The organism is Streptomyces liliifuscus (genome assembly GCF_016598615.1).
GTDB lineage: Bacteria > Actinomycetota > Actinomycetes > Streptomycetales > Streptomycetaceae > Streptomyces > Streptomyces liliifuscus.
In genome coordinates, this window is the sequence record NZ_CP066831.1 from 6,730,653 (window position 1) to 6,754,782 (window position 24,130).

Below are 24,130 nucleotides of genomic sequence, written 5' to 3' on the forward strand. Positions count from 1 at the left end.
GTGGGCCGGGGAGCCCGCTCAGCTCCATTCAATCCGGGGGGATCGGGACCCGATCCGGAGCCGACGACGGCTCGGATCGGCATGGAGAAAGGCGCATCAGACATGACCTCGGTGCAGGTCGGCAAGAACGACGACGGGCACGACCGCAAAGGTGTCGTGGGCAGCGAACCCCCTGAGGAGGGTCACGCCCCCGAAGAGGGCTACGAACGCGGCCTCAACAGCCGTCAGGTCCAGATGATCGCGATCGGCGGCGCCATCGGCGTCGGCCTCTTCCTGGGGGCCGGGGCGAACATCGCCAAGGCGGGCCCCAGTCTCATCCTCATGTACGCCCTCGCGGGCGTCATCATCTTCTTCATCATGCGGGCCCTCGGAGAGCTCCTGCTCTACCGTCCCGTCTCGGGCTCCTTCGCGGAGTACTCCCGCGAGTTCCTCGGCCCGTTCTTCGGCTACTTCACCGGCTGGACGTACTGGCTGATGTGGGTCGTCACCGGCATGGCGGAACTCACCGCCGCCGCGATCTACGTCAACTACTGGTTCCCGCAGATCCCCCAGTGGGTCACCGCCCTGGTCTTCCTGCTGGTCCTCTTCGGGGCCAACCTGATCTCGGTGAAGCTCTTCGGCGAGATCGAGTTCTGGTTCTCGATGGTCAAGGTCACCGCCCTCATCGGCATGATCGTGATCGGCCTGGGCGTCCTCACCTTCGGCTTCAGCTCCGCGGGCGACTCGGCCGCCGTCTCCAACCTCTGGGCCTTCGACGGCTTCTTCCCCAAGGGCATCGGCTCGTCCCTGATGACCCTGCAGGGCGTGATGTTCGCGTACCTCGCCGTCGAACTCGTCGGCGTCACCGCGGGCGAGTCCGAGAACCCGGAGAAGACCCTCCCCAAGGCGATCAACACCCTGCCCTGGCGCATCGCCCTCTTCTACGTCGGCGCCCTCACTGTCATCCTCTGCGTAGTGAAGTGGACCGAGTTCGCACCCGGCGTGAGCCCCTTCGTGGAGGCCTTCGCGAAGATCGGCATCCCGGCGGGCGCGGGCATCGTGAACTTCGTCGTCCTGACGGCGGCCCTGTCCTCCTGCAACTCCGGCATGTACTCCACCGGCCGCATGCTGCGCACCCTGGCGGACAACGGCGAGGCCCCCAGGATCTTCAACAAGCTGTCCTCCACCAAGACGCCCGCGCTCGGCATCACCGTCTCCATGCTCTTCATGGGCATCGGCGTGGTCCTGAACTACATCGTCCCGGAGAAGGCTTTCGGCTACGTCATCTCGGTCGCCACCGCGGCCGGCATCTGGACCTGGCTGATGATCCTGGCCAGCCACATCCTGTACCGCCGCGCGGTCGACGCCGGACGCCTGCCCGCCTCGTCCTTCCCGGCCCCGGGCGGCTCGAAGCTCAGCTGGGTCGCGGTCGTGTTCCTGCTCTTCGTCACCTGCCTCATCGCGTACGACGCCGACTCCCGCGTCTGCCTCTACGTGATGGCCGGCTGGGCGGCGGCACTGGGCATCGGCTGGACCGTACTGAAGTCGCGGAACCCGGAGGTCACCGAGCGCCGCGACCCGGAGTTCGAGAAGATCGGCTGACGGATCTCACGCAGAGCATGTAGGGCTCGTGGCCCAGCATGTGGGCCGCCTCGTACCACCCTTCGGTACGGGGCGGCCCTTCTGCTTATCCTGACGACCATGCTGACCATCACCCAGGTCCTCTTCGACCAGATCGTCGCGCACGCGCGCAAGGACCACCCCGACGAGGCGTGCGGCGTGGTCGCCGGCCCGGAGGGCACCGGCCGCCCCGAGCGGTTCATCCCGATGCTCAACGCCGCGCGCTCGCCCACCTTCTACGAGTTCGACTCCGGCGACCTCCTCAAGCTCTACCGCGAGCTGGACGACCGCGACGAGGAACCGGTCGTCATCTACCACTCCCACACGGCCACCGAGGCGTACCCCTCCCGCACCGACATCTCGTACGCGAACGAGCCCGGCGCGCACTACGTCCTGGTCTCCACGGCGGACGCCGACGACGCCGGGCCCTTCCAGTTCCGGTCCTTCCGGATCCTGGAGGGCGAGGTGACGGAGGAGGAGGTCACGGTCGTGGAGACGTACTGATCCCGTATTTCGGTCAGAATTCATCCAGTATCTGAGATCACATTCCAGAACCCGGACCGGGAATCGATACGATGACCCCATGGTTTCCCACGACGTGAGCGACAAGACCCCGGGCATGCTGCTCGTGGCACGGTTGCACGTCGACCTGTGCAGGCTGCAGAGCGCCATCTGTACGCGCTGAACCCTGCCGCCGTACGGCCGTGAGCCGCGGCGCCTCACGACGCACACCTGCTCTTCTGCGCTGCCGCGCGCCCACCGACCGACTCACTCCCGACAGGAGCCCACAGCCATGGCCATCGAGGTCCGCATCCCCACCATCCTCCGCACCTACACCGACGGCCAGAAGGCCGTCGAGGGCGGCGGGGAGACCCTCGCCGCCCTCTTCGCCGACCTGGAGACCCGGCACACGGGCATCCAGGCCCGCATCGTGGACGGCGGCGAGCTGCGCCGCTTCGTGAACGTGTACCTGAACGACGAGGACGTGCGCTTCCTCGACGGCATCAACACCAAGCTGACCGACGGCGACAACGTCACGATCCTGCCGGCCGTGGCCGGCGGCATGGTCTGACCGGCACCGGGCTCTGATCGCTGATGCGTTACGACTCCCCGCTGGCCGCGGTGGGCAACACCCCTCTGGTGCGCCTGCCGCGGCTCTCGCCGTCCGCCGACGTCCGCATCTGGGCGAAGCTGGAGGACCGCAATCCGACCGGCTCGGTCAAGGACCGTCCCGCGCTCCACATGATCGAACAGGCGGAGAAGGACGGCCGGTTGACGCCCGGCTGCACGATTCTGGAGCCCACCTCCGGCAACACCGGCATCTCCCTCGCCATGGCGGCGAAGCTCAAGGGCTACCGCATGGTGTGCGTCATGCCCGAGAACACCTCCCAGGAGCGGCGGGAACTGCTCGGCATGTGGGGCGCCGAGATCATCCCGTCCCCGGCGGCCGGGGGTTCGAACACGGCGGTGCGGGTGGCGAAGGAACTGGCCGCCGAGCACCCCGACTGGGTGATGCTCTACCAGTACGGCAACCCCGACAACGCGGGCGCGCACTACGCGACGACCGGGCCGGAGATCCTCGCCGACCTGCCCTCGGTCACCCACTTCGTCGCCGGGCTCGGCACCACCGGCACGCTGATGGGTGTGGGCCGCTTCCTCCGCGAGCACAAGCCCGACGTCAAGATCGTCGCGGCCGAGCCGCGATACGACGATCTTGTGTACGGGCTTCGGAACCTCGACGAGGGGTTCGTGCCCGAGCTGTACGACGCGTCCGTTCTGACCACCCGGTTCTCGGTCGGCTCCGCCGATGCCGTCACCCGTACGCGGGAGCTTTTGCAGCAGGAGGGGATCTTTGCCGGGGTCTCCACGGGGGCGGCGCTGCACGCGGCGATCGGGGTCGGGCTGAAGGCCGTGAAGTCGGGCGAGCCCGCCGACATCGTCTTCGTCGTGGCCGACGGGGGTTGGAAGTACCTCTCCACCGGTGTCTACACCGCTGCCACGACGGAAGAGGCCATCGAGACGCTGCAGGGGCAGCTCTGGGCGTAGCCCGGGTTTCTCGCCCCCGCCGCCCCTACCCGTCCCGTCCCTGGGGGCTGCGCCCCCAGACCCCCGCTATCGGCCTGAACGGCCTCGTCCTCAAACGCCGGACGGGCTGAAAATGTCGGCCCGGGCCGCGAAATCTCCAGCCTCTCCGGCGTTTGAGGAGCGGGGGTTCGGGGGCTGGCCCCCGAAAAGGGACGGGAATGGGTAGGGGCGGCGGGGGCGAGGAAAGCCCTAGTGGGGGAGGTTGCGGACCTGGTCCCAGATCATGGGGTCCACCGGGCCCACCCGGCGGCGGAAGTCCCGTACCGGCAGCCCGCGCAGCTCATCCGTCTCGAGGAAGCTGGCCCGCCCCCGGGCATCCCCCACGGACCCGGGCGGCAGCGGAATGACCCCGGCCCGCCGCTCGTCGTGGTTCTTGCTGGTGATCTTGGCGACGACAGCCGTACGCCCCCGCACCGACAGAACGAGACACGGCCGATCCTTCGCCCCGGGCCCGTCCTCGTAGGGAACGTTCGCCCACCAGATCTCGGCAGGCTGCGGACGGGAAGAACGAGACGGGCGAGAAGAGCGCCGGAACCCACCCAGGGCCCGCGGTCGCCCCGGAGGACGGTCCGGCCCGCGACGGGGCGACCGGCCCCGCCAACGGCCCCGTCCGCCGGAAGACCCCCGCCCCCACCCGTCCACCACCGTCGCGACACCCGCCAACAGCACCACGGCCACCAACGCGAGCCACCACGACGTATCCATGGATATGACGGTACCGGCGTGACGGGGCCCACGCTTGGCCACCCCGCTGGCCCCCGAACCGGTGACACCGCAGGTGAGTTCCCCCACAACAGCCCTCGACGGAGGAGCGACAGGACCTTTTGCGCCTTACGCTCGACGGACCGCACGACCCCCGTCTTCACTCCCCGCCAGCGGAGGTTTCTGCTTTATGAAGCTCACCGTCGTCGGCTGCTCGGGGTCGTTCCCGTCCGCGGAATCGGCCTGCTCGAGCTACCTCGTCGAGGCCGACGGCTTCCGGCTGCTTCTCGACATGGGCAACGGTGCCCTTGGCGAGCTGCAGCGCCACTGCGGTCTCTACGACCTTGACGCGATCTTCCTCAGCCATCTGCACGCCGACCACTGCATCGACATGTGCGCGTACTTCGTCGCACGCTACTACCGCCATGACGGCGGCCGCTGCGATCCGATCCCCGTCTACGGACCGGAGGGCACGGAGCAGCGCCTGACCACCGCGTACGCGGACACCCCCTCCGCCTCCTCCATGAGCGAGGTCTTCGACTTCCACACGGTCAAGCCGGGCTCGTTCGAGATCGGCCCGTTCTCGGTGCACACCGAGAAGGTGAGCCACCCCGTGGAGGCGTACGGCATCCGTGTCGAGCACGGCGGCCGGTCGCTCACGTACTCCGGGGACACCGGCGTGTGCGACACGCTGGACGAACTCGCCAGGGACACCGACCTGTTCCTCTGCGAGGCCGCGTTCACCCACGGCAAGGAGAACATCCCGGATCTCCACCTCAACGGCCGCGAGGCCGGCGAGACCGCGACCCGCGCCGCGGCTCGCCGCCTGGTCCTCACCCACATCCCGCCGTGGACGGACCCCCAGGCGAACCTGGCGGACGCCCGAGCGGCGTTCGGAGGGCCGGTGGAACTCGCCACGCCGCGAGTCACGTACGAGATCTGACGTCGTCCGTACGCAGCACTGCACACGCAGCACTGCGCAGGCTGCGCAGCACGAGGCCCCCGGAGCCGATCGGCTCCGGGGGCCTCGTCATGTCCTACGTCCTGGTCCTCGTGCCTTGGAACTCAGGCCTTGTTCCTCACGCCTTGGTGAGGTCCTCGACCTCTTCCTCGGGCTCTCGGCCCGGCGTCGCGAGGTTGAACCTGATGATCGCGAAGCGGAAGGTCGCGTAGTAGATCGCCGCGAAGACCAGGCCGATCGGGATGATCATCCATGGCTTGGTGGCGAGGTTCCAGTTCAGGAAGTAGTCGATGGCACCGGCGGAGAAGCTGAAGCCGTGGTGGACGCCCAGCGCCCAGGTGACGGCCATCGAGATCGCGGTGAGGACCGCGTGGATCACGTACAGGACCGGCGCGATGAACATGAACGCGAACTCGATCGGCTCGGTGATACCCGTGACGAACGAGGTCAGCGCGAGGGAGACCATCATGCCGCCGACGGCCTTGCGGCGCTCGGGGCGGGCGCAGTGCGTGATCGCCAGGGCGGCGGCCGGGAGCGCGAACATCATGATGGGGAAGAAGCCCGTCATGAACTGACCGGCGGTCGGGTCGCCGTGGAAGAAGCGCGGCAGGTCACCGTGCCAGACGGCACCGGCGGAGTCCGTGTAGGTACCGATCTCCTGCCAGGCGACGGTGTTCACGAACTGGTGCATGCCGACCGGCAGCAGCGCGCGGTTGATGGCGCCGAAGATGCCCGCGCCGACCGCGCCGAGGCCGGTCATCCACTCGCCGAAGTTGGTGATGACGTCGCCGACGGGCTCCCAGACGAGGCCGAAGAAGACGCCGACGGCGGTGCCGATGAAGGCCATCAGGATCGGTACGAGACGGCGGCCGTTGAAGAAGCCGAGCCAGTCGGGGAGCTTGGTGCGGTGGAAGCGCTGCCAGGTGACGGCGGCTATCAGGCCCATCACGATGCCGCCGAGGACCTTGGGGTCGTTGTAGGTCGCGGCGACGTCCGCGCCCTTCTGGACCTTGGCCTCGCTGATCGGGAACGCGGTGAGCACGTTCTTGTAGACGAGGAACCCGACGAGCGCCGCGAGCGCGGTGGAGCCGTCCGACTTCTTGGCGAAGCCGATGGCGATGCCGACGCAGAACAGCAACGGCAGGTTGGCGAAGACCGCGTCGCCGGCGGTGGCGAACACGGACGCGACCTTGTTCCAGCCGAGCCCGTCCGGGCCGAACACATCGGGCTGGCCGAGACGGAGCAGGATGCCGGCGGCCGGCAGCACGGCAATGGGGAGCTGCAGGCTGCGGCCGACCTTCTGCAGGCCTTGGAGCAGGCCGGATCCCCACTTCTTCGCGGGGGCCGCCGGAGCTGTGGCGGTGGTCATGGTTCCTCCATGTGCAGGGTGCTGCCGGGGACGGGAAGTGAACGGAAGTGAATTGCACGGGGGATGGACAGCATCCACGTGGTCTACACCACTCAGTGGTGTAGACCTGTTGTAGCACGGTGAAGGTGAGATAAGGAACCCGCAGTTTTTGCGGCCTGGACATGCAGGATCAAGTGTCTGGAAACATGAAAAAGCGCCCCTAAGGGGCGCGGGGAACTGCGCGAACGGCCACGCCGGTCCGCAGACTGCGAACCGGCTTCGGGGCCCAGGAAAGGCGGAGCGCCTACGCCTTCGTCACGTCCTCGACCTCGTCCTCCGGCTCCCGGCCCGGCGTCGGCAGGTCGAACTTCGTGATCGCGAACCGGAACACCACGTAGTAGACGACGGCGAAGCACAGACCGATCGGAATGATCGCCCAGGGTTTCGTGGCCAGATTCCAGTTGATGACGTAGTCGATCAGACCCGCCGAGAAACTGAACCCGTCGTGCACACCCAGACCCCATGTCACCGCCATCGAGGCACCCGTGAGAACCGCGTGCACCGCGTACAGCGCGGGCGCGATGAACACGAAGGAGTACTCGATCGGTTCCGTGATGCCCGTGACGAACGACGTCAGGGCGATCGACAGCATCAGACCCCCAACTTCCTTGCGGCGGTGGGGTTTCGCGCAGTGCGCCATCGCCAGGCACGCGGCCGGCAGAGCGAACATCATGATGGGGAAGAAGCCGGACGTGAACTGCCCCGCGTTCGGGTCGCCCGCCAGGAACATGTTGATGTCGCCGTGCACGACCGTGCCGTCCGGCTTGGTGTAACTGCCGAACTGGAACCACATGGGCACGTTCAGGAACTGGTGCAGCCCGATCACGAGCAGTGCACGGTTGGCGAGACCGAAGACTCCCGCACCCCACGCGCCCAGGCTCACCAGCCAGTCGCTGAAGTCCTCGAGACCCCTGCCGATCGGCGGCCACACCCACAGACACAGCGCCGCGAACGCGATCGCCACGAACGCCATGATGATCGGGACGAGGCGGCGGCCGTTGAAGAAGCCGAGCCAGTCCACCAGCTTGGTGCGGTGATAGCGCTGCCAGAAGTAGGCCGCCATCAGGCCCATGATGATGCCGCCGAAGACACCCGGATTCTGGTACGTGAACACCACCACCGAGCCGTCGTCCGCCTGACAGCCGGCAGCCACCACCTTCGCCTGCTGCGCACAGTCCTCGGGGAACTGCCGCAGCACGTTGTAGTAGACGAGGAACCCGGCCACCGCCGCGAGCGCCGTCGAACCGTCGGCCTTCTTCGCCATACCGATCGCCACACCGACGCAGAACAGCAGAGGCAGCCCGAGCGAACCGTCCAGCAGCGCGCCGCCCGCGCCCGCCATCACCTTGGAGACGTTCGTCCAGCCGAGACCGTCGTCCCCGAACACATCCGGCTGGCCCAGGCGGTTGAGGATGCCGGCGGCCGGCAGCACGGCGATGGGCAGTTGCAGGCTGCGGCCCATCTTCTGCAGGCCCTGGAACAGGTTGCTCCAGCGGGTGCGCGCGGGCGCGGCGGCGCTTTCGGCACTCATCTGCGGTCCTCCTGCATCCTCCCGCGCCCCTCCACCGGTCTCCCGCCGCCCTTCCGCACCCCCGGGAACGGGGCCGGGTTTGGCGGCCGTTGAAAACTGGTGTAGACCAGTCGGCGAACGGTTGCGCTGTCGTGTTCGCCATCATTCGGTACGGGTGACGTGACCGCTCGCGAAGATGGGCCAACTGTGGGTTACTGCGACAAAGCGGTTCGGATCAGGGAGTAGGACATGGCCAGCAAGGCTGAGAAGATCGTCGCCGGGCTCGGTGGCATCGAGAACATCGAAGAGGTCGAGGGCTGCATCACCCGCCTCCGCACCGAGGTCATCGACCCGAGCAAGGTCGACGAGGCCGCCCTGAAGGCCGCGGGCGCCCACGGCGTCGTCAAGATGGGCACCGCCATCCAGGTCGTCATCGGCACCGACGCGGACCCGATCGCCGCGGACATCGAAGACATGATGTGAACCTCCGGACTCCGGGCCCCGGCCCGAGGACCTGAGGTGTCACTCCTGAGGGGCCGCTTCCGTTACCCGGGGCGGCCCCTCACCCGTATACGACTAGGCTCGACGCCATGTCTCGAATCGACGGCCGCACGCCCGAACAGCTCCGCCCGATCACCATCGAACGCGGCTGGAGCAAGCACGCCGAGGGCTCCGTCCTCATCTCCTTCGGCGACACGAAGGTCTTCTGCACCGCCTCCGTGACCGAGGGCGTCCCGCGCTGGCGCAAGGGCAGCGGCGAGGGCTGGGTCACCGCCGAATACTCCATGCTCCCGCGGGCCACCAACACCCGCGGCGACCGCGAATCCGTCCGCGGCAAGATCGGCGGCCGCACGCACGAGATCAGCCGCCTCATCGGCCGCTCGCTGCGCGCCGTCATCGACTACAAGGCACTCGGCGAGAACACCATCGTCCTCGACTGTGACGTCCTCCAGGCCGACGGCGGCACCCGCACCGCAGCCATCACCGGCGCGTATGTCGCCCTCGCGGACGCCATCTCCTGGGCCCAGGGCAAGAAGATCATCCGCGCCGGCCGTCAGCCCCTCACCGGAACGGTCAGCGCCGTCTCCGTCGGCATCGTCGGCGGCGTACCCCTCCTCGACCTCTGCTACGAGGAGGACGTCCGCGCCGACACCGACATGAACGTCGTCTGCACCGGCGACGGCCGATTCGTCGAGGTCCAGGGCACCGCCGAGGCCGAACCGTTCGCCCGTGAGGAGCTCAACTCCCTTCTCGACCTGGCCGTTCTGGGCTGCACAGAACTCGCTGTCGCCCAGCGCACGGCGCTTGATACGGTCCTGGAAAGGTAAAGGACACACCAAGACGGCCTCCTGCCACGGGCAACCACGGCACCGGCCGTCGCGTCCCTACCAGTACGGGCGTACGGCACACCGCGGTACGCCCGGCCAGCACCACACGGGGGCCTTGTGGCCTACGCAACGGGGCCCTCGGGCCTGACGCATCGGGAGGACCGTTTCATGGCCGCGAGTCGCCGCCGAGCACGCCGTACCACTGCCATCGCCGCCGCCGTGGCAGCCGTCGCGCTGACGGCCGGGCTGACCACCGGCTGCGACGCCGTCAACAAGGCCCTGGACTGCGTCCAGACCGCCGACACGATCGCCGACAGCGTCACCGACCTCCAGCAGGCCGTGGAGAACGCCGCGAACGACCCCACGCAGGCCGACGAGGCGCTCGACTCCATCGACAAGAACCTCGACACCATCGGTGACAAGACCGACGACACCGACATCAACAAGGCCGTGGACGACCTCCAGAAGGCGGTCACCAACGTCCGCGACGCCATCAAGAACGGCGACGAGACGCCGGACATCAGCCCCGTCACGGACGCGGCCGGCGAACTGACCAAGGTCTGCACGCCGTAGCGGCAGCGGCAGCGTTAGCAGTACGCGATCGCGGCAGCCGTAGCCGCAAGGCTCGTTCTGCCGCGGGGCAACGGCCGGTCCGCCGCAGGGCAGCGACCGGTCCGCCGTGCGGCAACGGCCGTCTCACCGCGGGGCAACGGCCGTCTCGCCGGGGGCGGGCCACTACCGGTCCGCCGCGGGTGAACGGCCGGGCCCTCCGCAGGTGGACGAGTGGCCCATCCGCGGGTGGGCACCCGGTCCCGCCGCGGGTGGGTTACTGGCTTCTCCGTGGGCGGACGACCGGTCCCGCCGCAGGTGGATGACTGACCCCGCCGCGGGTGGCAGACGATCACGGGCAGCGGCAGCGGCAGCGGCAGCGGCAGCGGCAGTGGGCGCGGGAGTGACAGTGGGCTGGGGAGCGGCGGGGGCCAGCCGGTCAGATCGCAGGCACCGGTGGGCGATCGCAGGCATCGTGCGAGCGGTACGGGCCGGCTGGCTAGGGTGAGCACCATGACCCGCCTGATCCTCGCCACCCGCAACCCCGGAAAGATCACCGAGCTGAGGGCGATCCTCGCCGCCGCAGGTCTGCACCACGACCTCGTCGGCGCGGACGCCTACCCGGAGATCCCCGACGTCAAGGAAACCGGCGTCACCTTCGCCGAGAACGCCCTCCTCAAGGCGCACGCCCTCGCCCAGGCCACCGGCCTCCCGGCCGTCGCCGACGACTCCGGCCTGTGCGTCGACGTCCTCGGCGGCGCCCCCGGCATCTTCTCCGCCCGCTGGTCCGGCACCCACGGCGACGACCAGGCCAACCTCAGGCTCCTCCTCGCCCAACTCGGCGACATCGCCGACGAACACCGCGCCGCCCACTTCGCCTGCGCCGCCGCACTGGCCCTCCCCGACGGAACGGAACGCGTGGTCGAGGGCCGCCTCAGCGGCACCCTGCGCCACGAGCCCACGGGCACCCACGGCTTCGGCTACGACCCGATCCTCCAGCCCGACGGCGACACCCGCACCTGCGCGGAACTCACCCCCGACGAGAAGAACGCGATCAGCCACCGGGGCAAGGCGTTCCGCGGACTCGTACCCGTGGTACGGGAGTTGCTGGGCTGACCCTCCCTCCCGGGACCCCGGCTACTCCTCCCCGCCGTACGACCGCATCGCCACCCGCGCGTCCAGGTCGATGCCGTTCGCGCCCGCCGGGGCCGGTAGCCGCAGGACCCTGTCGAGCACGGGGCCCAGCCGGCCGCAGCCTGAAGTACCCGGCGCCGAAAAGCGGTTGTCGGCCACCCCGAAGGAGACGACCAGCGGATCCGGCGAGACGACCCCCGGCGGATCCGTCTCCTTGAGCACCAGGTGGACCGGGGCCGCGTCGGTGCCTATGGAACAACCGCGCGGTACCTCCGGCCCGGATATACGGAACGTCAGATCCAGCTCGCCCCGCCGCTCGTCGTTGGACTCGAAGTCCGAATACCCGCCGTACCGAGGCGTGATCGACAGCGGTGTGCCCCGAACTCGTAGGGGAGTGGCGGCCATCGCCCCGAACACCTGACGGAACTCGCCGTCGACCGTGCCCTCCGCGAAGGTGATCGCCAGGGGCCGGTCGATCGGCACCTCGACGCGACCGAGGCTCAGATGCCCGGTCGCGGTCATCGCCTCGCACCGCCACTTCGCCGGATCCGCGCCTTCGGGAAGCTCGGCGAGGCTCGGACAGTCCGCGAAGCCAAGCTGCCGCGCGCCCGAGCCGACACCGGTGTTGGTGTTGGTGTTGGCGTGCGCGGGACCCGCAGTCGCCGCGCCCGTGCCGGCGGCGAGGGCCAGGGCGGACAGAGCCATGACGAGACGTCGGGCGCGAAGCATGAAGGCCTCCAGGTGAATGGCGGACGGGCGGGAGGGTCCCGCGATGTCGATGTCCACGCCTCAAGGATTGCAGCGATTCCTCTGCAATGGAAGGTCTGCAGAGAAAATTCTGCAAACTTCACTCTGCAGAGGTTCGGCTGTGAGACGGTAGGCTGCCCCCATGAGCGATGAAGGCGAGCCCGAGCCCGGGCCGGAGGCCGACGCGGGCACCGAGACGGGTGTCGAACCGGACGGCGAACGGCGCACGATCGGCGACCCGGCGGCCCTCAAAGCCCTCGCCCACCCACTACGGCTGAAGATCCTCCGCCACCTGGCAGTCTCCGGCCCGGCGACCTCCACGACCCTCGCCGCCGCCCTCGGGGAGAACACCGGCACCCTCAGCTACCACCTGCGCCGCCTGGAGCGCGGGGGCTTCATCGAGGACGTACCGGAACGGCCCAACAGCCGCGAGCGCTGGTGGCGGGCGGTGCGCGGACTCGACGTACGCAGGCCCGCGCAGGACGAGATGACCGACGGCGAGCGGGCGGTCGCGGGGGCCCTCGACCGCATGCGGCTCGACGAGGACATCGAGCTGGCCCGCCGCTTCACCGAGGAACAGGCCGAGTCGGACGGCTGGATGCGCGGCTCCCGCAGCCTCAGCCACCTCACCAAGGAAGAGGTGACCGCCTTCCACGACGCCTACCTCGACCTCCTGACCCGCTTCGCCCGAGGCCCGGAGGACGCGCCATCGGACGCCAAGCCGGTGCTGCTGCGGTGGTTCGCGCTGCCGGTTGAGTAGCGTTCCCGCCCTGCAGTCACGTGACTCGCCGCAAAGAAAAGGCCTGCGAATCGATCTTTCGATTCGCAGGCCGTCACTGTGCGGCGGAAGGGATTCGAACCCTCAAGCCGTTTCACGGGCCACAGATCCTAAGTCTGCTGCGTCAGCCGTTGCGCCACCGCCGCCAGCCGACTGTCATCGTACCGGTCACGTGGGTGCTGGTGAGTGGGGGTTTGCGTCACGCTGTTCTCCCTGGCTTCGGCGACCTCCTCTGCACCAGGTGCTGGTGATCGCATGACAGTTGGGGCACAGCAGTCGTAGGTTCTCGCGCCGGTCGTCGCTCCAGTCGCCATTGACGTGGTCGATCTCCAGCGTCATGGGTTGCCCATTCCACTCGGGTGGAGTCCCGCACTCGTCGCAGCGCTCCGGAACGCCGATCTCGGCGAGCGCCCGACGTAGCAGAACCGCGCGGGTGCGACACGATCCATCGCGCTTGACGAGGATGTCTTCCGCGCTTCTCGCCGGCGCCGTTCCGGGCTTCCCTCGTTGATGGGCCTGTCCAAGGAAGTGCGCCACAGAAAGTTCGTCCTCCTCGATCCACCGGCGCAGGGCGGCTCTCCGGCTGCCGTTGTCCGGAAACCCGAGCATCCGCAGGTCTCCGCCAGAGACCACGACGCGGCCACGGCTCGGCGCAGCGTCTGTGTCTCCGGCTTTGGGACGCGGGGGCGGCCGCTCATGTGGCGGTGCCCGTGCGGTGGCGCTTGCTCCTGCCTCGGTACGAGTCCGTCGCCGCATGACAGTTGGGGCACAGGAGGCGCAGGTTCTCCGGGCGATTGTTCCGCCAGTTCCCGTCGACATGGTCGACTTCGAGTGGCAGTGGACGCCCCCGCCAGAGCGGCTCGGTACCGCACCTTGAGCACTGTTCGGGTGTGCCGAGGTCCAGCAGGGCTCGCTTGAGCCGGTCCGGATGTTCTCGGCGTTTGTCCTTCGACTCGTGCTGGACGAGGACCTGATCGGTCGTTCGCTGACGTCGGTTGCCCTTCGGTCGTTCGGCGCGAGGGCAGAAATGTGAGGTGTCGAGACCGTAGGCCTTGATCCTGCGGGTGATGTTGGTGTGATGGCCGCCCACAAGGTCGAGGCCGAGATGGCGGAGTACGTCATTCACCGACTTGGAAGCCGCCACCGCGGGGACCAGAACTTCTCGGGTCCAGCGCGTTCCTTCGCGCTGGAAGTGAGCCGTGTCCACCCCCAGCTTCTTCATGCGCCCCCGGATGTAATCGCGCGTCGAACTCTTCGGATCCACCCCCAACCTCCCCAACGCCTCCGACAATGTCCGCGACGAACTCGCCGCCTCCTCCAGGCGCTCCCTGGTGTACGGACTGACCGCCATGGTTCCCCTCCGTCCCGGTCGCCTGTTCGCGACCTCGTACGGAGTAACGAACCGTTTATCGGATGGTCACGACCGGAATGCGGAACGGCCCGCGCCGCTTGTCGCGGGGCGGGCCGTTCCGGTGTCGGTGATTCGAGAGGAAGGGGCGGGCCAGGCCTCGGATCCCCCAGTCGTCAGATCTTCAGGTCCTCAGATCCCCAAGTCCTTGATGATCTTCGCCACGTGGCCCGTGGCCCGGACGTTGTACAGCGCCCGTTCGACCTTGCCCTCCTCGTCCACCACGATCGTGGAGCGGATGACGCCCATGTAGGTCTTGCCGTAGTTCTTCTTTTCGCCGTAGGCGGCGTAGGACTCGGTGACCGTCTTGTCGGGGTCGGCGAGGAGGGTGATCTTCAGGTTTTCCTTGTCGCGGAACTTGGCGAGCTTCTCGGGCTTGTCGGGGGAGACGCCGATGACGTCGTAGCCCGCGCCGGCGAGGAGCTCGAGGTTGTCCGTGAAGTCGCAGGCCTGCTTGGTGCAGCCGGGGGTCAGGGCGGCCGGGTAGAAATAGACGATGACCTTGCGGCCCTTGCGGTCGGCCAGGGAGACCTCGTTGCCGTCGGCGTCGGGCAGGGTGAAGGCGGGGGCGGTGTCGCCGGGCTGGAGTCGCTCGCTCATCTCGTGGGGTCTCCTTGCGGGGTGGTGGATACGCACCCGAGCGTAATGGGGGTGCCGGGCGGTGCGCGGCGTGCGGAGCTGACAGACTGTCGACCAGAGAAAAGGCCGAAGAGAACAGGCCACGGGAAGAAACGACCACGACCACGGAGGCAGCGCGTGTCGGACACGTCGAGCACGCCGGACACCAGGACTCCGGCGCAGATCGAGGCGGACATCGAGCGCCGTCGCGAAACCCTCGCCGAGACGCTCGACGAGATCGGTGTGCGGGTGCATCCGAAGACCATCGTCGGGGACGCCAAGGCCAAGCTGGCGTCCAGCGTCGACCACACGCTCGGACGTGCCTACGTCGGCGTCAACCGCGTCGTCGGCGATGTGAAGGGGCAGTTCGTGACGGAGGAGGGCGCGCCGCGGCTGGACCGTATCGTGCCCGTCGCCCTCGTCGTGGTCGGAGTCGTCGGACTGCTCACCCTGAGTACCAGGCGTCGCAGGGGTTGACCCGCCGTCACCCCCGGCCGCACGCACGCCAGTACCCGCACCCGTACCAACGCCAGTACCCGCGCCCGTGCGCCGGGCACCGAGCCGGTCCGGCCGACCGCACCCCACGTACGTACGAACCGTGTGAAGGCAGGTAGGTTCGAGACGTGAGCGAGAAGAACCATCACGACAAGTTGCCCATCCGGATGCTCCACGACCGTGTGCTCGTGCGGCAGGACACCGCCGAGGGCGAGCGACGGTCCGGCGGCGGCATCCTGATCCCCGCGACGGCGGCCGTGGGCCGGCGGCTCGCCTGGGCCGAGGTCGTCGCGGTCGGGCAGAACGTACGGACCGTGGAGCCGGGCGACCGCGTTCTGTACGACCCGGAGGACCTTGCCGAGGTCGAGGTGCGCGGCACCGCGTACGTGCTGATGCGTGAGCGCGACCTGCACGCCGTGGCGGCGGACCGGTTCGAGGGCTCCGAGGACTCGACCGGCCTGTATCTCTGAAACAGAGGTCGAACCTGTACCTCTGAAACCGAGGTTGAAAGAGTCAGAAGGGGCTGGTGACCATCGTCACCAGCCCCTTCTGCTTGGCCAATGATTGGCCTTTGCTACCTTGGAAGGACCCCGACGAGACGCGCCGTACCGGGACTCGCAAAGACGACGCACCCCTGTTGATCAACGCCTGTTGATCCGTTCACGGAGGTGCCTCATGGCCTGGGTCCTGCTCGTCGTCGCCGGTCTGCTCGAAGTCGGCTGGTCGATCGGTATGAAGTACACCGACGGTTTCACGCGGCTCGTGCCGAGCGTTCTCACCGGTGCGGGCATCGTCGCCAGCATGTTCCTGCTGTCGTACGCGGCGAAGACGCTGCCCATCGGTACCGCCTACGGCGTCTGGGTCGGCATCGGCGGGGCCGGGGCGGCGGTGTTCGGCATGGCGGTGCTGGGTGAACCCACGACCGCCGCCCGGATCTTCTTCGTCTGTCTGCTGCTGGTCGCCGTGGTGGGGCTGAAGGCGACCTCCGGTCACTGACCCCTGGACGCCGGGGGACGGCGGGCGGCCCCCGAACTACGGGAAGCCGCCGAAGTTCGTCCCCGTGACCCCGCCGTCGTCCCCCGTTCCGTCCGTCGTTCCGCCGTCCGTCGTCGTACCGCCGTCGGTGGTGCCGCCGGAGTCGCCGGTGCCACCCGTGGGGAAGCCGGTGCCGCCGCCCGTCGTCGCGCCTCCGGTGGTCGCCCCTCCGTCGCCGGTGGTGCCGCCGTCGGTCGTCGTCCCGCCGTCGCCGGTGGTGCCGCCGTCCGTGGTGGTGCCGCCCGTCTGGCCCTCCGTCGCGGGGGTCTCCTCGCCGCCGGTGGTCGTGCCGCCGTTGTCCTGCCCGGCGTCCGTGCCCGGCTGGTCCTGGTCGGGGTCGGCCGGTGGCAGTTGCTGCTCCTCCGCGCCGTCCTGGAGCCGCAGGTCGAAGTCCTGGGCGGAGGTGCCCTTCAGAGCGGCCTTCGTGTACTGGGCCCAGATCTGCGCCGGGTAGCCGCCGCCGTTGATGCGGGGCTGTCCGAGCGCCCCGTACAGCGGCTTGTGCGCGCCCGTGTCGGGGTCCTGGCCCATGATGGCGACGACCGTGGCGAGGTTCGGGGTGTAGCCGGCGAACCAGGCCGCCTGGTCCTCCTCCGCCGTGCCGGTCTTGCCCGCGGCGGGCCGCCCGGCGGCCTGCGCGGCCGTGCCGGTGCCGCCGTCGACGACGCTCTGCAGGACCGAGGTCGTGGTGTCGGCGGCCTCTCGGCTCACGGCCTGCCAGGTCTTGCGCTCGGGCAGGTCCACCACGTCCGCGCCGTCCTTGGTGATCTTCTCGATCATCGTGTACGTGCCGCGCTTGCCGTGGTTGGCGAGGGTCGCGTAGGCCTCCGCCATGTCGAGGACGCTGGCCGTGGCCGGGCCGAGTGCGATCGACGGGGACGCCGTCAGGTCGGGGGTGTCGGACGGGATGCCGAGGCCGACGGCGGTCTTCTCGACCTTCTCCGGGTCGACGTCCACGGCCATCTGCGCGTACACGGAGTTCACGGACTTGTCCGTGGCGGTGCGGACCGAGATCTGCCCGTACGAGACCTGGTCCTCGTTCTCCGGGGCGTACGTGCCGCCCTCCCAGCCCTGTACGGGGCGTTTGTTGGTGCCGTCGTAGACGGTGTTCGGGGTGATCGTGCGGCCGTCCTGCGTGGTCGAGTCGTTCTGCACGGCCGCGGTGAACACGAACGGCTTGAAGGTGGAGCCGACCTGGTAGTCCCGGCGGGTCGCGTTGTTGTAGTACTGCTTCGTGTAGTCGATGCCGCCGTACATCGCGAGGACCTTGCCGGTCTTCGGGTCGATGGAGGCGCCGCCCGCGCGGACGTAGTTGTCGACCTTGCGGTCCTTCTTGTCGAGCTTCTCCATCACCTGGTCGTCGACGGCCTTCACGAAGGCGTCCTGCTTGGGCTTCTGCAGGGTGGTCGTGATGCGGTAGCCGCCGGCGTTCAGCTCGTCCTCGTCGAGGATCTTGTTGTCGGTCAGGTAGTCGTTGACGGCCTTCACGATGTAGCCGCGCTGGCCGGACATGCCGGCCGCGATCACCGTCTGCTTGGGCTCGGGGAACTTGACGCCCGAGCGCTCCGAGGAGGTGATCCACTTCTTCTTGACCATGCCGTCGAGGACGTAGTTCCAGCGGGCCAGCGCCGCGGGCTTGTTCTCGGGGTGGGCGACCACGTCGTACTCGCTCGGCGCGTTGAGCAGCGAGGCCAGGTAGGCGCCCTGGCCGACCGTCAGGTCCTTGGCGTCGACGCCGTAGTAGGCCTGGGCGGCGGCCTGGATGCCGTAGGCGTTGCGGCCGAAGTAGCTGGTGTTGAGGTAGCCCTCAAGGATGTCGTCCTTGCTCTTCTCGCGGTCCAGCTTGATCGCGATGAAGAACTCCTTCGCCTTCCGGGTGACCGTCTGCTCCTGGGCCAGGTAGTAGTTCTTCACGTACTGCTGGGTGATCGTCGAGCCGGACTGCTTGCCCTTGCCGGTCGCGGTGTTCCAGCCGGCGCGGATCATCGCCTTGGGGTCGACCGCGGACTCGCTGTAGAAGTCGCGGTCCTCGGCGGCCAGCACCGCGTGCTGGGCGTCCTTGGAGATCAGCCCCAGGGTCACGTTCTCCCGGTTGACCTCGCCGTCACGGGCGAGCTGGCTGCCGTCCGAGTAAAGATAGACGTTGCTCTGCTTCATCGCCGCCGAGTTCGCGGCCGGGATCTTCACCAGGTAGTAGCCGAGTGCGAACAGGCCGATGAGGAGCAGGAGCCCGGTGAGGACCGTGCCGAGCACGATCCGCCAGGTGGGGATCAGGCGTCGCCATCCGGTGCGTTTCGGTCGCTTGGGCTTCTTGCCGGGTGTCTCCGGTGCCGCCGCGGCGGCGGGCCCCGGTTCCCTCGGTGCCCAGCCCTCGCTCGGCTGCTGCGGCTGCCGCTGGTCGTTCATGTTGTGCCGGACTCCCGTTTCGCGTCATACGTCTCGTACGCCCTCGTACGCCTTGTGCGCCCCTCCTTGAAGACTGTCGCACCCGGCGATTCGTTCCCGGCACGTGGCACGCGTCCCGGGGAGAAAATGCGTGGCACGCGAAACGGCTCCCGGGCTAGGCTCCTGCGCTTTGGCTCGGACCGGTCGAAGGGGGCCCGACGTGGGGACTTGGCGGTTGTACGCGGCCGTCGCGACGGGCGCGTTCCGGCGGTACGCGACCTACCGGGTGGCGACCGCCGCGGGCGTGTTCACCAACACCGTCTTCGGGCTGATCCTGGCGTACACGTACATCGCGCTGTGGGACGAAAGGCCTGGCCTCGGCGGGTACGACCAGTCCCAGGCGGTGACGTACGTGTGGCTCGGGCAGGGGCTGCTCGCGGCGGTCGCGGTGATCGGCGGCGGCTTCGAGGACGAGATGATCGAGAGAATCCGTACGGGTGACATCGCGATCGACCTCTACCGGCCCGCGGACCTCCAGATGTGGTGGCTGGCGGCCGACGCGGGGCGGTCCGCGTTCCAGTTGGTGGGGCGTGGTGTGGTGCCGATGGCGTTCGGGGGGCTCGTGTTCCAGCTCGCGCTCCCCACCGATGCCGGGACCTGGCTGGCGTTCCTCGTCGCCGTCGTCCTGGGCGTCCTGGTGAGTTTCGCGATCCGCTATCTCGTGGCGCTGATGGCGTTCTGGTTCATGGACGGGGCGGGTGTGCAGCAGCTGGCGGTGCTCGCGGGGCTCTTCTTCTCCGGGATGACGCTGCCGCTGAACGTCTTTCCGGGTGTCCTCGGCGAGCTGGCCCGGGCGCTGCCCTGGTCGGCGCTCATCCAGGCCCCGGCGGATGTGCTGCTCGGCGAGCGCACGGGCCTCGCTCTGCTGCGGACGTACGCCTTCCAGGCCGCGTGGGCCGTCGGGCTGCTCGCGGTGGGCCGCCTGGTCCAGTCGGCGGCGACGCGCAGGGTGGTGGTCCAGGGTGGCTGACCTGGGGGAGAGGCACGACGTGCACCGCGGCTTCCCGCCGACCGGTCGCTCGCGTGCGGTGGACGGGCTGCGGGCCTACCGGCTGATCGCCTGGATGTGGATCCGCTCGACGATGGCGTACCGCGCGTCCTTCGCGATGACCGTCTTCGGCAACTTCGCGGGGACCGCGCTCGACTTCGTCACGATCCTGCTGATGTTCTCGCGGGTCGACGAGCTCGGCGGCTACTCGCTGGGCGAGGTGGCGTTCCTGTACGGGCTGTCCAGTGCCGCGTTCGGCCTCGCCGATCTGGCGTTCGGCTCGGTGGAGCGGCTCGGGCAGCGGGTGCGTGACGGCACGCTCGACTCGCTGCTCGTACGGCCGGCGCCGGTGCTCGCGCAGGTCGCCGCGGACCGGTTCGCGCTGCGCCGCCTGGGCCGGATCACGCAGGGGCTGCTGGTCCTCGGGTACGCGCTCGTCGTGGTCGACATCTCCTGGACGCCGCTGAAGGTGCTGCTGATGCCGGTGATGGTGGTCAGTGGGGCCGCCATCTTCGCGTCGGTGTTCGTGGTGGGCGCGGCCTTCCAGTTCGTGGCGCAGGACGCGTCCCAGGTGCAGAACTCCTTCACGTACGGCGGCACCACTCTGCTGCAGTATCCGCCGACGGTCTTCGCGAAGGACCTGGTGCGCGGGGTGACGTTCGTGCTGCCGCTGGCCTTCGTCAACTGGCTGCCCGCGCTGTACGTGCTGGACCGGCCCTATCCGCTCGACCTGCCCGAGTGGGTCGCGTTCCTGCCGCCGCTGGTGGCGGTCGTCTGCTGCGCGCTCTCGGGGGTCGCCTGGCGCGCGGGTCTTCGTTCGTACCGGAGCACGGGGAGTTAGCCGCACATGAAAACGCAGACGGACGTCGATCCCGCCGGCGGCCACGCCGAGGGCTTCATTCACCTCGACCGCGTCGAGAAGGTATTCGACGTACGCAAGAAGACCGGCTTCATGCGCAGTGAGCGGCGGCAGGTGCGGGCGGTCGACTCGATCTCCTTCGCCGTGGCGCGCGGCGAGATGGTCGGCTACATCGGGCCGAACGGCGCGGGCAAGTCCACCACCATCAAGATGCTCACCGGCATCCTCACCCCGAGCGGCGGACGGCTCCGGGTGGCGGGTATCGATCCGTCCCGCGAGCGCACCCGGCTCGCGCAGCGCATCGGGGTGGTGTTCGGGCAGCGGACGACCCTGTGGTGGGACCTCCCGCTGATCGACTCGTACCGGCTGATGCACCGCATGTACCGGATCCCGGACGCCCGGTACGCCGAGAACCTGGACCGGTGTGTCGAACTCCTGGAACTGGGCGAGCTGTTGGACGTCCCCGTACGGCAGCTGTCGCTCGGGCAGCGGATGCGCGGGGACATCGCTGCGGCGCTGCTGCACGACCCGGAGGTGCTGTACCTGGACGAGCCGACGATCGGGCTCGACGTGGTCAGCAAGGCGAAGGTGCGGGAGTTCCTGCGGCACCTCAACGCCGAGCGCGGCACGACCGTCCTGCTCACCACCCACGACCTGACCGACATCGAGCAGCTGTGCCGGCGGGTGATGGTCATCGACCACGGGCGTCTGATGTACGACGGGCCGCTGACCGGGCTGCACGAGATCGGTGAGAGCGAGCGGACGCTCATGGTGGACCTGGAGCGTGAACTCCCGCCCATCGAGGTCGAGTCGGCGCGGGTGGTGAAGGTCGAGGGGCCCCGGCAGTGGCTCGCGTTCCCGGCGGCGGAGTCGGCGGCGCCGCTCGTGGCGCGGATCGCCGCCGCGTATCCGCTGGTGGACCTGTCGGTACGTGAGCCTGACATCGAGGCGGTCATCAGCCGCATGTACGAGGAGAAGGCAACCTCGTAGGCTTCTGTCCATGACGGACGAACTCCCCGACGGGCTTCCCGAGCTGCGAGCCTCCGACGCCGACCGCGAACAGGTCGCCGAAGTGCTGAGGGACGCCCTCGCGGAGGGCCGCCTCGACATGGAGGAGTTCGAGGAGCGTCTGGAGGCGACGTACAAGGCGCGTACGTACAAGGACCTGGCGCCCATCACGCGGGATCTGCCCGCGCCCGGGGTGACTCCTCCCGCTCCCACCGTCTCCATGGTCAAGCAGCCCGCGGGGGCCGGCGGCTGGGCGGGCCGGATCGTCGGCGGTGACGGTTCGTCCCGGTGGGGTGTCGCGATTCTGGGCGGGTTCGAGCGCAAGGGGCGCTGGACCATGCCGAAGCAGTTCAACTCCTTCGCGTTCTGGGGTGGCGGTGTCATCGACCTGCGCGAGGCGAACTTCGCCGACGGCGAGGTCGTCGTCAACTGCGTCGCGATCATGGGCGGGATGAGTGTGATCGTGCCGCCGGGTGTCGAGGTCGTCGTCCGCGGCATCGGCGTCATGGGCGGCTTCGACCACAGCGAGGAGGGCGTCGAGGGCGACCCCGGCGCCCCGCGTGTCGTCGTCACCGGGTTCGCCTTCTGGGGCGGTGTCGGTATCGAGCGCAAGCTGACCCGGGCCGAGCGGCTCCGCCAGAAGGAGGAGCGGCGGCTGGAGAAGCTGGAGCGGAAGGCCGCGCGGCAGGAGGAGTTGGAGGAGTCCCGGCGCCGGGCCCTTGAGGGCTCCGGCGCCGGCGACTTGGGCCATCGGGACTCGTTGGACGACGCGCGGTCCATCCACCGGGCCGCGATGGAGCAGCATCGGGAGATGATGCGGGAGCATCGGGAGGCTCGGCGGGAGGAACGTCGTGAGCGGCGGGACGAGCGGCGGGACCGGGACTGATCCCTGGCCCCGGCCCGAGCGCTCCCGCAGGTAGTGCCGTGCAGCGCGGGCCGGATGTGGCTGGTCGCGCAGTTCCCCGCGCCCCTTTGGGGCGCTCACAGCTCGGCCGGAGCTGATCCCTTCAGGTCCTTCAGGTCGAAGACCTCCGCCATGCGCTTGTAGCCCTTGTCGCTGGGGTGGAGGTGGTCGCCCGAGTCGTAGTCGGAGCGCAGGCGGCGGGGGTTGTAGGGGTCGCGGAGTGCCTTGTCGAAGTCGACGTAGGCGTCGTAGACCTTGCCGGCGCGGATCTGGGCGTTGACGGCCTGGCGGGTGTCCTCCAGGTGTGGCCGGTAGCCGCGGTGGCCCTGGAAGGGCATGAGCGTGGCTCCGACGACCCGCAGGCCCCGGGCGTGGGCCAGCCGCTTCAGTTCGCGCAGCCCGGCGGTGATCTTGTTCGCGTCGGTCTGCTGGGGCGTACGGAGGATGTCGTTGACGCCGAGGGCGATCACGACCGCCCTGACGTTCGTACGGCCGAGCACGTCACGGTTGAAGCGGATCAGGCCGCTCGGGTTCTCGGCGGGCCGGCCGAGGCCGCTGCCGAGGACGCGGTTTCCGCTGATGCCCTGGTTGACCACGCTGTAGCGGGGCCCGTTCGAGTTGTCGCGCAGCCGGTCGGCGAGGACGTCCGTCCAGCGCCTGTTCTCGCCCACGGACGAGGTCGAGCCGTCGGTGAGCGAGTCGCCGATGACGACGACCGTGCCGTCCGACTCGTTGCTCAGCACGTCCAGCGCGGTCACATAGCGCCAGTACGGCGTCTGCCCGGTGTACGCGGTGCCGGTCACGTCCTCCGTGAGGTCGCCCTCGGCGGTGTACGAGATCTGCCGTGCCTGCGGGTGGATGGTGACCGGCCCGGACGGGGTCGGCGAGTACGTCGTCACCAGCACGTCCGTGTCGTGCGGGACGAGCAGGCGCACGGCGTCGCTGACCACCTGCTGCCCGGCCGGCACGACCACCGACGGGCTGCCGCGGAAGGTGAGGCGGCGCATGGTGCCGGTGGCGGCGGCGGGGTTGTTCGCGGCGGCCGCGACGGCGACCGAGGCGTGCGTGATGCTGAGCGGCTGCTGTCCGTAGAGGTTGGACAGGGTGATCCGGGCCGCGGTGCCGCCGACGCCGACATGCACCACGTTGCGGACCGAACGGCCCGCCATCCCGTTGGTCTCGGTGCCGGGCTCCGCCCCTGACGGGGACGCAGACCAGGCGCCGACCCAGGTGCCGACGGACGCGGGGGCCGCCGAGTTGTGTGGTGTACCGCCGCCCACGAGCGGCTTCTCCTCGCCGTCGTCGGCGGCGACCCCGACGTATATGGCGGCTGAGATGACCACGACTACGGCGACGATCGCGGCCAGCAAGGCATAACCGTGACGCTTGGTCATGCGGTGCAAGTCTCCTCGGGCAGTGGGAGCCCGAGGCTCCGATGTGATGACCCCATGATGAGGCATGGCGTGGGGGAAGCGGACAGGGCCCCATTGCCCCCGCCGCCCGTATCCGGTTTTTCCGGCCCCGCCCGGCAAGACGCCGGGAACTCCTGTTCCGTTCCAGTAGTCGGTC

Annotated in this window: 27 protein-coding genes, 1 tRNA gene and 1 riboswitch; of the genes, 18 read left to right on the top strand and 10 right to left on the bottom strand. The window is 69.0% G+C overall.

Going from position 1 to position 24,130, the window contains the following annotated elements; genetic code table 11:
- The first annotated feature begins 102 nt into the window (after positions 1-102).
- The 5 genes from JEQ17_RS29040 (at position 103) to JEQ17_RS29055 (ending at position 3,645) form a co-directional block, all read left to right on the top strand.
- Positions 103-1,581, top strand: coding sequence for an amino acid permease (locus JEQ17_RS29040; RefSeq protein WP_200397907.1), 1,479 nt, complete (start codon positions 103-105; stop codon positions 1,579-1,581).
- Positions 1,582-1,680: 99 nt separating this feature from the next.
- Positions 1,681-2,103 (top strand): Mov34/MPN/PAD-1 family protein, encoded by a 423-nt coding sequence (locus JEQ17_RS29045; protein ID WP_200397908.1) that lies wholly within the window; start codon positions 1,681-1,683, stop codon positions 2,101-2,103.
- Between the two features lie 79 nt (positions 2,104-2,182).
- A complete protein-coding gene (locus JEQ17_RS50740; RefSeq protein ID WP_313904860.1) occupies positions 2,183-2,284 on the top strand; it encodes a putative leader peptide in 102 nt (33 codons plus the stop codon).
- A gap of 108 nt (positions 2,285-2,392) precedes the next feature.
- Positions 2,393-2,671, top strand: a complete 279-nt coding sequence (locus JEQ17_RS29050; RefSeq protein WP_189843435.1) for a MoaD/ThiS family protein — start codon at positions 2,393-2,395, stop codon at positions 2,669-2,671.
- 23 nt (positions 2,672-2,694) lie between these two features.
- Positions 2,695-3,645: a PLP-dependent cysteine synthase family protein gene (locus JEQ17_RS29055; RefSeq protein WP_200397909.1), complete on the top strand. Its 951-nt coding sequence runs from the start codon at positions 2,695-2,697 to the stop codon at positions 3,643-3,645.
- 228 nt (positions 3,646-3,873) lie between these two features.
- Here JEQ17_RS29055 and JEQ17_RS29060 read toward each other — a convergent pair whose 3' ends face one another.
- On the bottom strand, positions 3,874-4,389 hold the full coding sequence (locus JEQ17_RS29060; RefSeq protein ID WP_200397910.1) for a type II toxin-antitoxin system PemK/MazF family toxin: 516 nt from the start codon (positions 4,387-4,389) through the stop codon (positions 3,874-3,876).
- Positions 4,390-4,576: 187 nt separating this feature from the next.
- On the opposite strand from JEQ17_RS29060, the gene JEQ17_RS29065 reads away from it, so the two are divergent.
- On the top strand, positions 4,577-5,329 hold the full coding sequence (locus JEQ17_RS29065; protein ID WP_189843432.1) for an MBL fold metallo-hydrolase: 753 nt from the start codon (positions 4,577-4,579) through the stop codon (positions 5,327-5,329).
- A 136-nt stretch (positions 5,330-5,465) separates the two neighbouring features.
- Here the strand turns inward: JEQ17_RS29065 and JEQ17_RS29070 are convergent, their stop codons facing one another.
- A complete protein-coding gene (locus JEQ17_RS29070) occupies positions 5,466-6,716 on the bottom strand; it encodes a PTS transporter subunit EIIC (RefSeq protein ID WP_200397911.1) in 1,251 nt (416 codons plus the stop codon).
- 283 nt (positions 6,717-6,999) lie between these two features.
- Positions 7,000-8,286, bottom strand: coding sequence for a PTS transporter subunit EIIC (locus JEQ17_RS29075; RefSeq protein WP_200397912.1), 1,287 nt, complete (start codon positions 8,284-8,286; stop codon positions 7,000-7,002).
- A 228-nt stretch (positions 8,287-8,514) separates the two neighbouring features.
- On the opposite strand from JEQ17_RS29075, the gene JEQ17_RS29080 reads away from it, so the two are divergent.
- The 4 genes from JEQ17_RS29080 to rdgB all read left to right on the top strand — a co-directional run bounded on the left by JEQ17_RS29080 (position 8,515) and on the right by rdgB (position 11,258).
- Positions 8,515-8,748, top strand: coding sequence for a glucose PTS transporter subunit EIIB (locus tag JEQ17_RS29080; RefSeq protein WP_018517946.1), 234 nt, complete (start codon positions 8,515-8,517; stop codon positions 8,746-8,748).
- A gap of 107 nt (positions 8,749-8,855) precedes the next feature.
- Positions 8,856-9,593 (top strand): ribonuclease PH, encoded by a 738-nt coding sequence (gene rph / locus JEQ17_RS29085; RefSeq protein ID WP_200397913.1) that lies wholly within the window; start codon positions 8,856-8,858, stop codon positions 9,591-9,593.
- Between the two features lie 168 nt (positions 9,594-9,761).
- A complete protein-coding gene (locus JEQ17_RS29090; protein WP_200397914.1) occupies positions 9,762-10,166 on the top strand; it encodes a hypothetical protein in 405 nt (134 codons plus the stop codon).
- 489 nt (positions 10,167-10,655) lie between these two features.
- Positions 10,656-11,258: an RdgB/HAM1 family non-canonical purine NTP pyrophosphatase gene (rdgB, locus tag JEQ17_RS29095; RefSeq protein ID WP_200397915.1), complete on the top strand. Its 603-nt coding sequence runs from the start codon at positions 10,656-10,658 to the stop codon at positions 11,256-11,258.
- A gap of 21 nt (positions 11,259-11,279) precedes the next feature.
- On the opposite strand, the gene JEQ17_RS29100 is transcribed toward rdgB, so the two are convergent.
- Positions 11,280-12,062 (bottom strand): hypothetical protein, encoded by a 783-nt coding sequence (locus JEQ17_RS29100; RefSeq protein WP_234048405.1) that lies wholly within the window; start codon positions 12,060-12,062, stop codon positions 11,280-11,282.
- Positions 12,063-12,165: 103 nt separating this feature from the next.
- Between JEQ17_RS29100 and JEQ17_RS29105 the strand changes: the two genes are divergently transcribed.
- On the top strand, positions 12,166-12,783 hold the full coding sequence (locus tag JEQ17_RS29105) for an ArsR/SmtB family transcription factor (RefSeq protein WP_200397916.1): 618 nt from the start codon (positions 12,166-12,168) through the stop codon (positions 12,781-12,783).
- Positions 12,784-12,862: 79 nt separating this feature from the next.
- Here the strand turns inward: JEQ17_RS29105 and JEQ17_RS29110 are convergent.
- The 4 genes from JEQ17_RS29110 to bcp all read right to left on the bottom strand — a co-directional run bounded on the left by JEQ17_RS29110 (position 12,863) and on the right by bcp (position 14,809).
- Positions 12,863-12,947 (bottom strand) — tRNA-Leu (locus JEQ17_RS29110).
- A gap of 22 nt (positions 12,948-12,969) precedes the next feature.
- Positions 12,970-13,557 (bottom strand): HNH endonuclease signature motif containing protein, encoded by a 588-nt coding sequence (locus JEQ17_RS29115; RefSeq protein WP_325176295.1) that lies wholly within the window; start codon positions 13,555-13,557, stop codon positions 12,970-12,972.
- The gene (locus tag JEQ17_RS29120; RefSeq protein ID WP_200397918.1) at positions 13,496-14,152 is read right to left on the bottom strand and encodes an HNH endonuclease; all 657 of its coding nucleotides are present in this window, start codon (positions 14,150-14,152) and stop codon (positions 13,496-13,498) included. The genes JEQ17_RS29115 and JEQ17_RS29120 overlap by 62 nt, the downstream gene beginning before the upstream one ends.
- 189 nt (positions 14,153-14,341) lie before the next feature.
- Positions 14,342-14,809 carry a thioredoxin-dependent thiol peroxidase gene (gene bcp, locus JEQ17_RS29125; RefSeq protein WP_200397919.1) on the bottom strand — a complete coding sequence of 156 codons (468 nt, stop codon included), beginning with the start codon at positions 14,807-14,809 and terminating at the stop codon, positions 14,342-14,344.
- A gap of 156 nt (positions 14,810-14,965) precedes the next feature.
- Here bcp and JEQ17_RS29130 point away from each other — a divergent pair, with 156 nt between their 5' ends.
- From JEQ17_RS29130 to JEQ17_RS29140, 3 genes are all read left to right on the top strand, one after another.
- Entirely contained in the window at positions 14,966-15,304 is a 339-nt protein-coding gene (locus tag JEQ17_RS29130) for a DUF3618 domain-containing protein (protein WP_200397920.1), read from the top strand.
- 185 nt (positions 15,305-15,489) lie between these two features.
- Positions 15,490-15,792 carry a GroES family chaperonin gene (locus JEQ17_RS29135; RefSeq protein ID WP_055611843.1) on the top strand — a complete coding sequence of 101 codons (303 nt, stop codon included), beginning with the start codon at positions 15,490-15,492 and terminating at the stop codon, positions 15,790-15,792.
- 93 nt (positions 15,793-15,885) lie between these two features.
- A riboswitch (guanidine-III (ykkC-III) riboswitch) is annotated at positions 15,886-15,955 on the top strand.
- A 42-nt stretch (positions 15,956-15,997) separates the two neighbouring features.
- A complete protein-coding gene (locus JEQ17_RS29140) occupies positions 15,998-16,318 on the top strand; it encodes a DMT family transporter (RefSeq protein ID WP_200397921.1) in 321 nt (106 codons plus the stop codon).
- Between the two features lie 36 nt (positions 16,319-16,354).
- On the opposite strand, the gene JEQ17_RS29145 is transcribed toward JEQ17_RS29140, so the two are convergent.
- Positions 16,355-18,763 carry a transglycosylase domain-containing protein gene (locus JEQ17_RS29145; RefSeq protein ID WP_200397922.1) on the bottom strand — a complete coding sequence of 803 codons (2,409 nt, stop codon included), beginning with the start codon at positions 18,761-18,763 and terminating at the stop codon, positions 16,355-16,357.
- A 199-nt stretch (positions 18,764-18,962) separates the two neighbouring features.
- Between JEQ17_RS29145 and JEQ17_RS29150 the strand changes: the two genes are divergently transcribed.
- The 4 genes from JEQ17_RS29150 to JEQ17_RS29165 are packed head-to-tail and all read left to right on the top strand — an operon-like array spanning position 18,963 to position 22,543.
- Positions 18,963-19,772, top strand: a complete 810-nt coding sequence (locus tag JEQ17_RS29150) for an ABC transporter permease (protein WP_200397923.1) — start codon at positions 18,963-18,965, stop codon at positions 19,770-19,772.
- Entirely contained in the window at positions 19,765-20,631 is an 867-nt protein-coding gene (locus JEQ17_RS29155) for an ABC transporter permease (RefSeq protein WP_383395381.1), read from the top strand. The genes JEQ17_RS29150 and JEQ17_RS29155 overlap by 8 nt, the downstream gene beginning before the upstream one ends.
- Before the next feature lie 6 nt (positions 20,632-20,637).
- Positions 20,638-21,639 (top strand): ABC transporter ATP-binding protein, encoded by a 1,002-nt coding sequence (locus JEQ17_RS29160; RefSeq protein ID WP_200397924.1) that lies wholly within the window; start codon positions 20,638-20,640, stop codon positions 21,637-21,639.
- Positions 21,640-21,649: 10 nt separating this feature from the next.
- Entirely contained in the window at positions 21,650-22,543 is an 894-nt protein-coding gene (locus JEQ17_RS29165) for a DUF1707 SHOCT-like domain-containing protein (protein ID WP_200397925.1), read from the top strand.
- Between the two features lie 95 nt (positions 22,544-22,638).
- Here the strand turns inward: JEQ17_RS29165 and JEQ17_RS29170 are convergent, their stop codons facing one another.
- Complete coding sequence (locus JEQ17_RS29170; protein WP_200397926.1) at positions 22,639-23,955, bottom strand: SGNH/GDSL hydrolase family protein; 1,317 nt, start codon at positions 23,953-23,955, stop codon at positions 22,639-22,641.
- Positions 23,956-24,130: the final 175 nt, after the last annotated feature.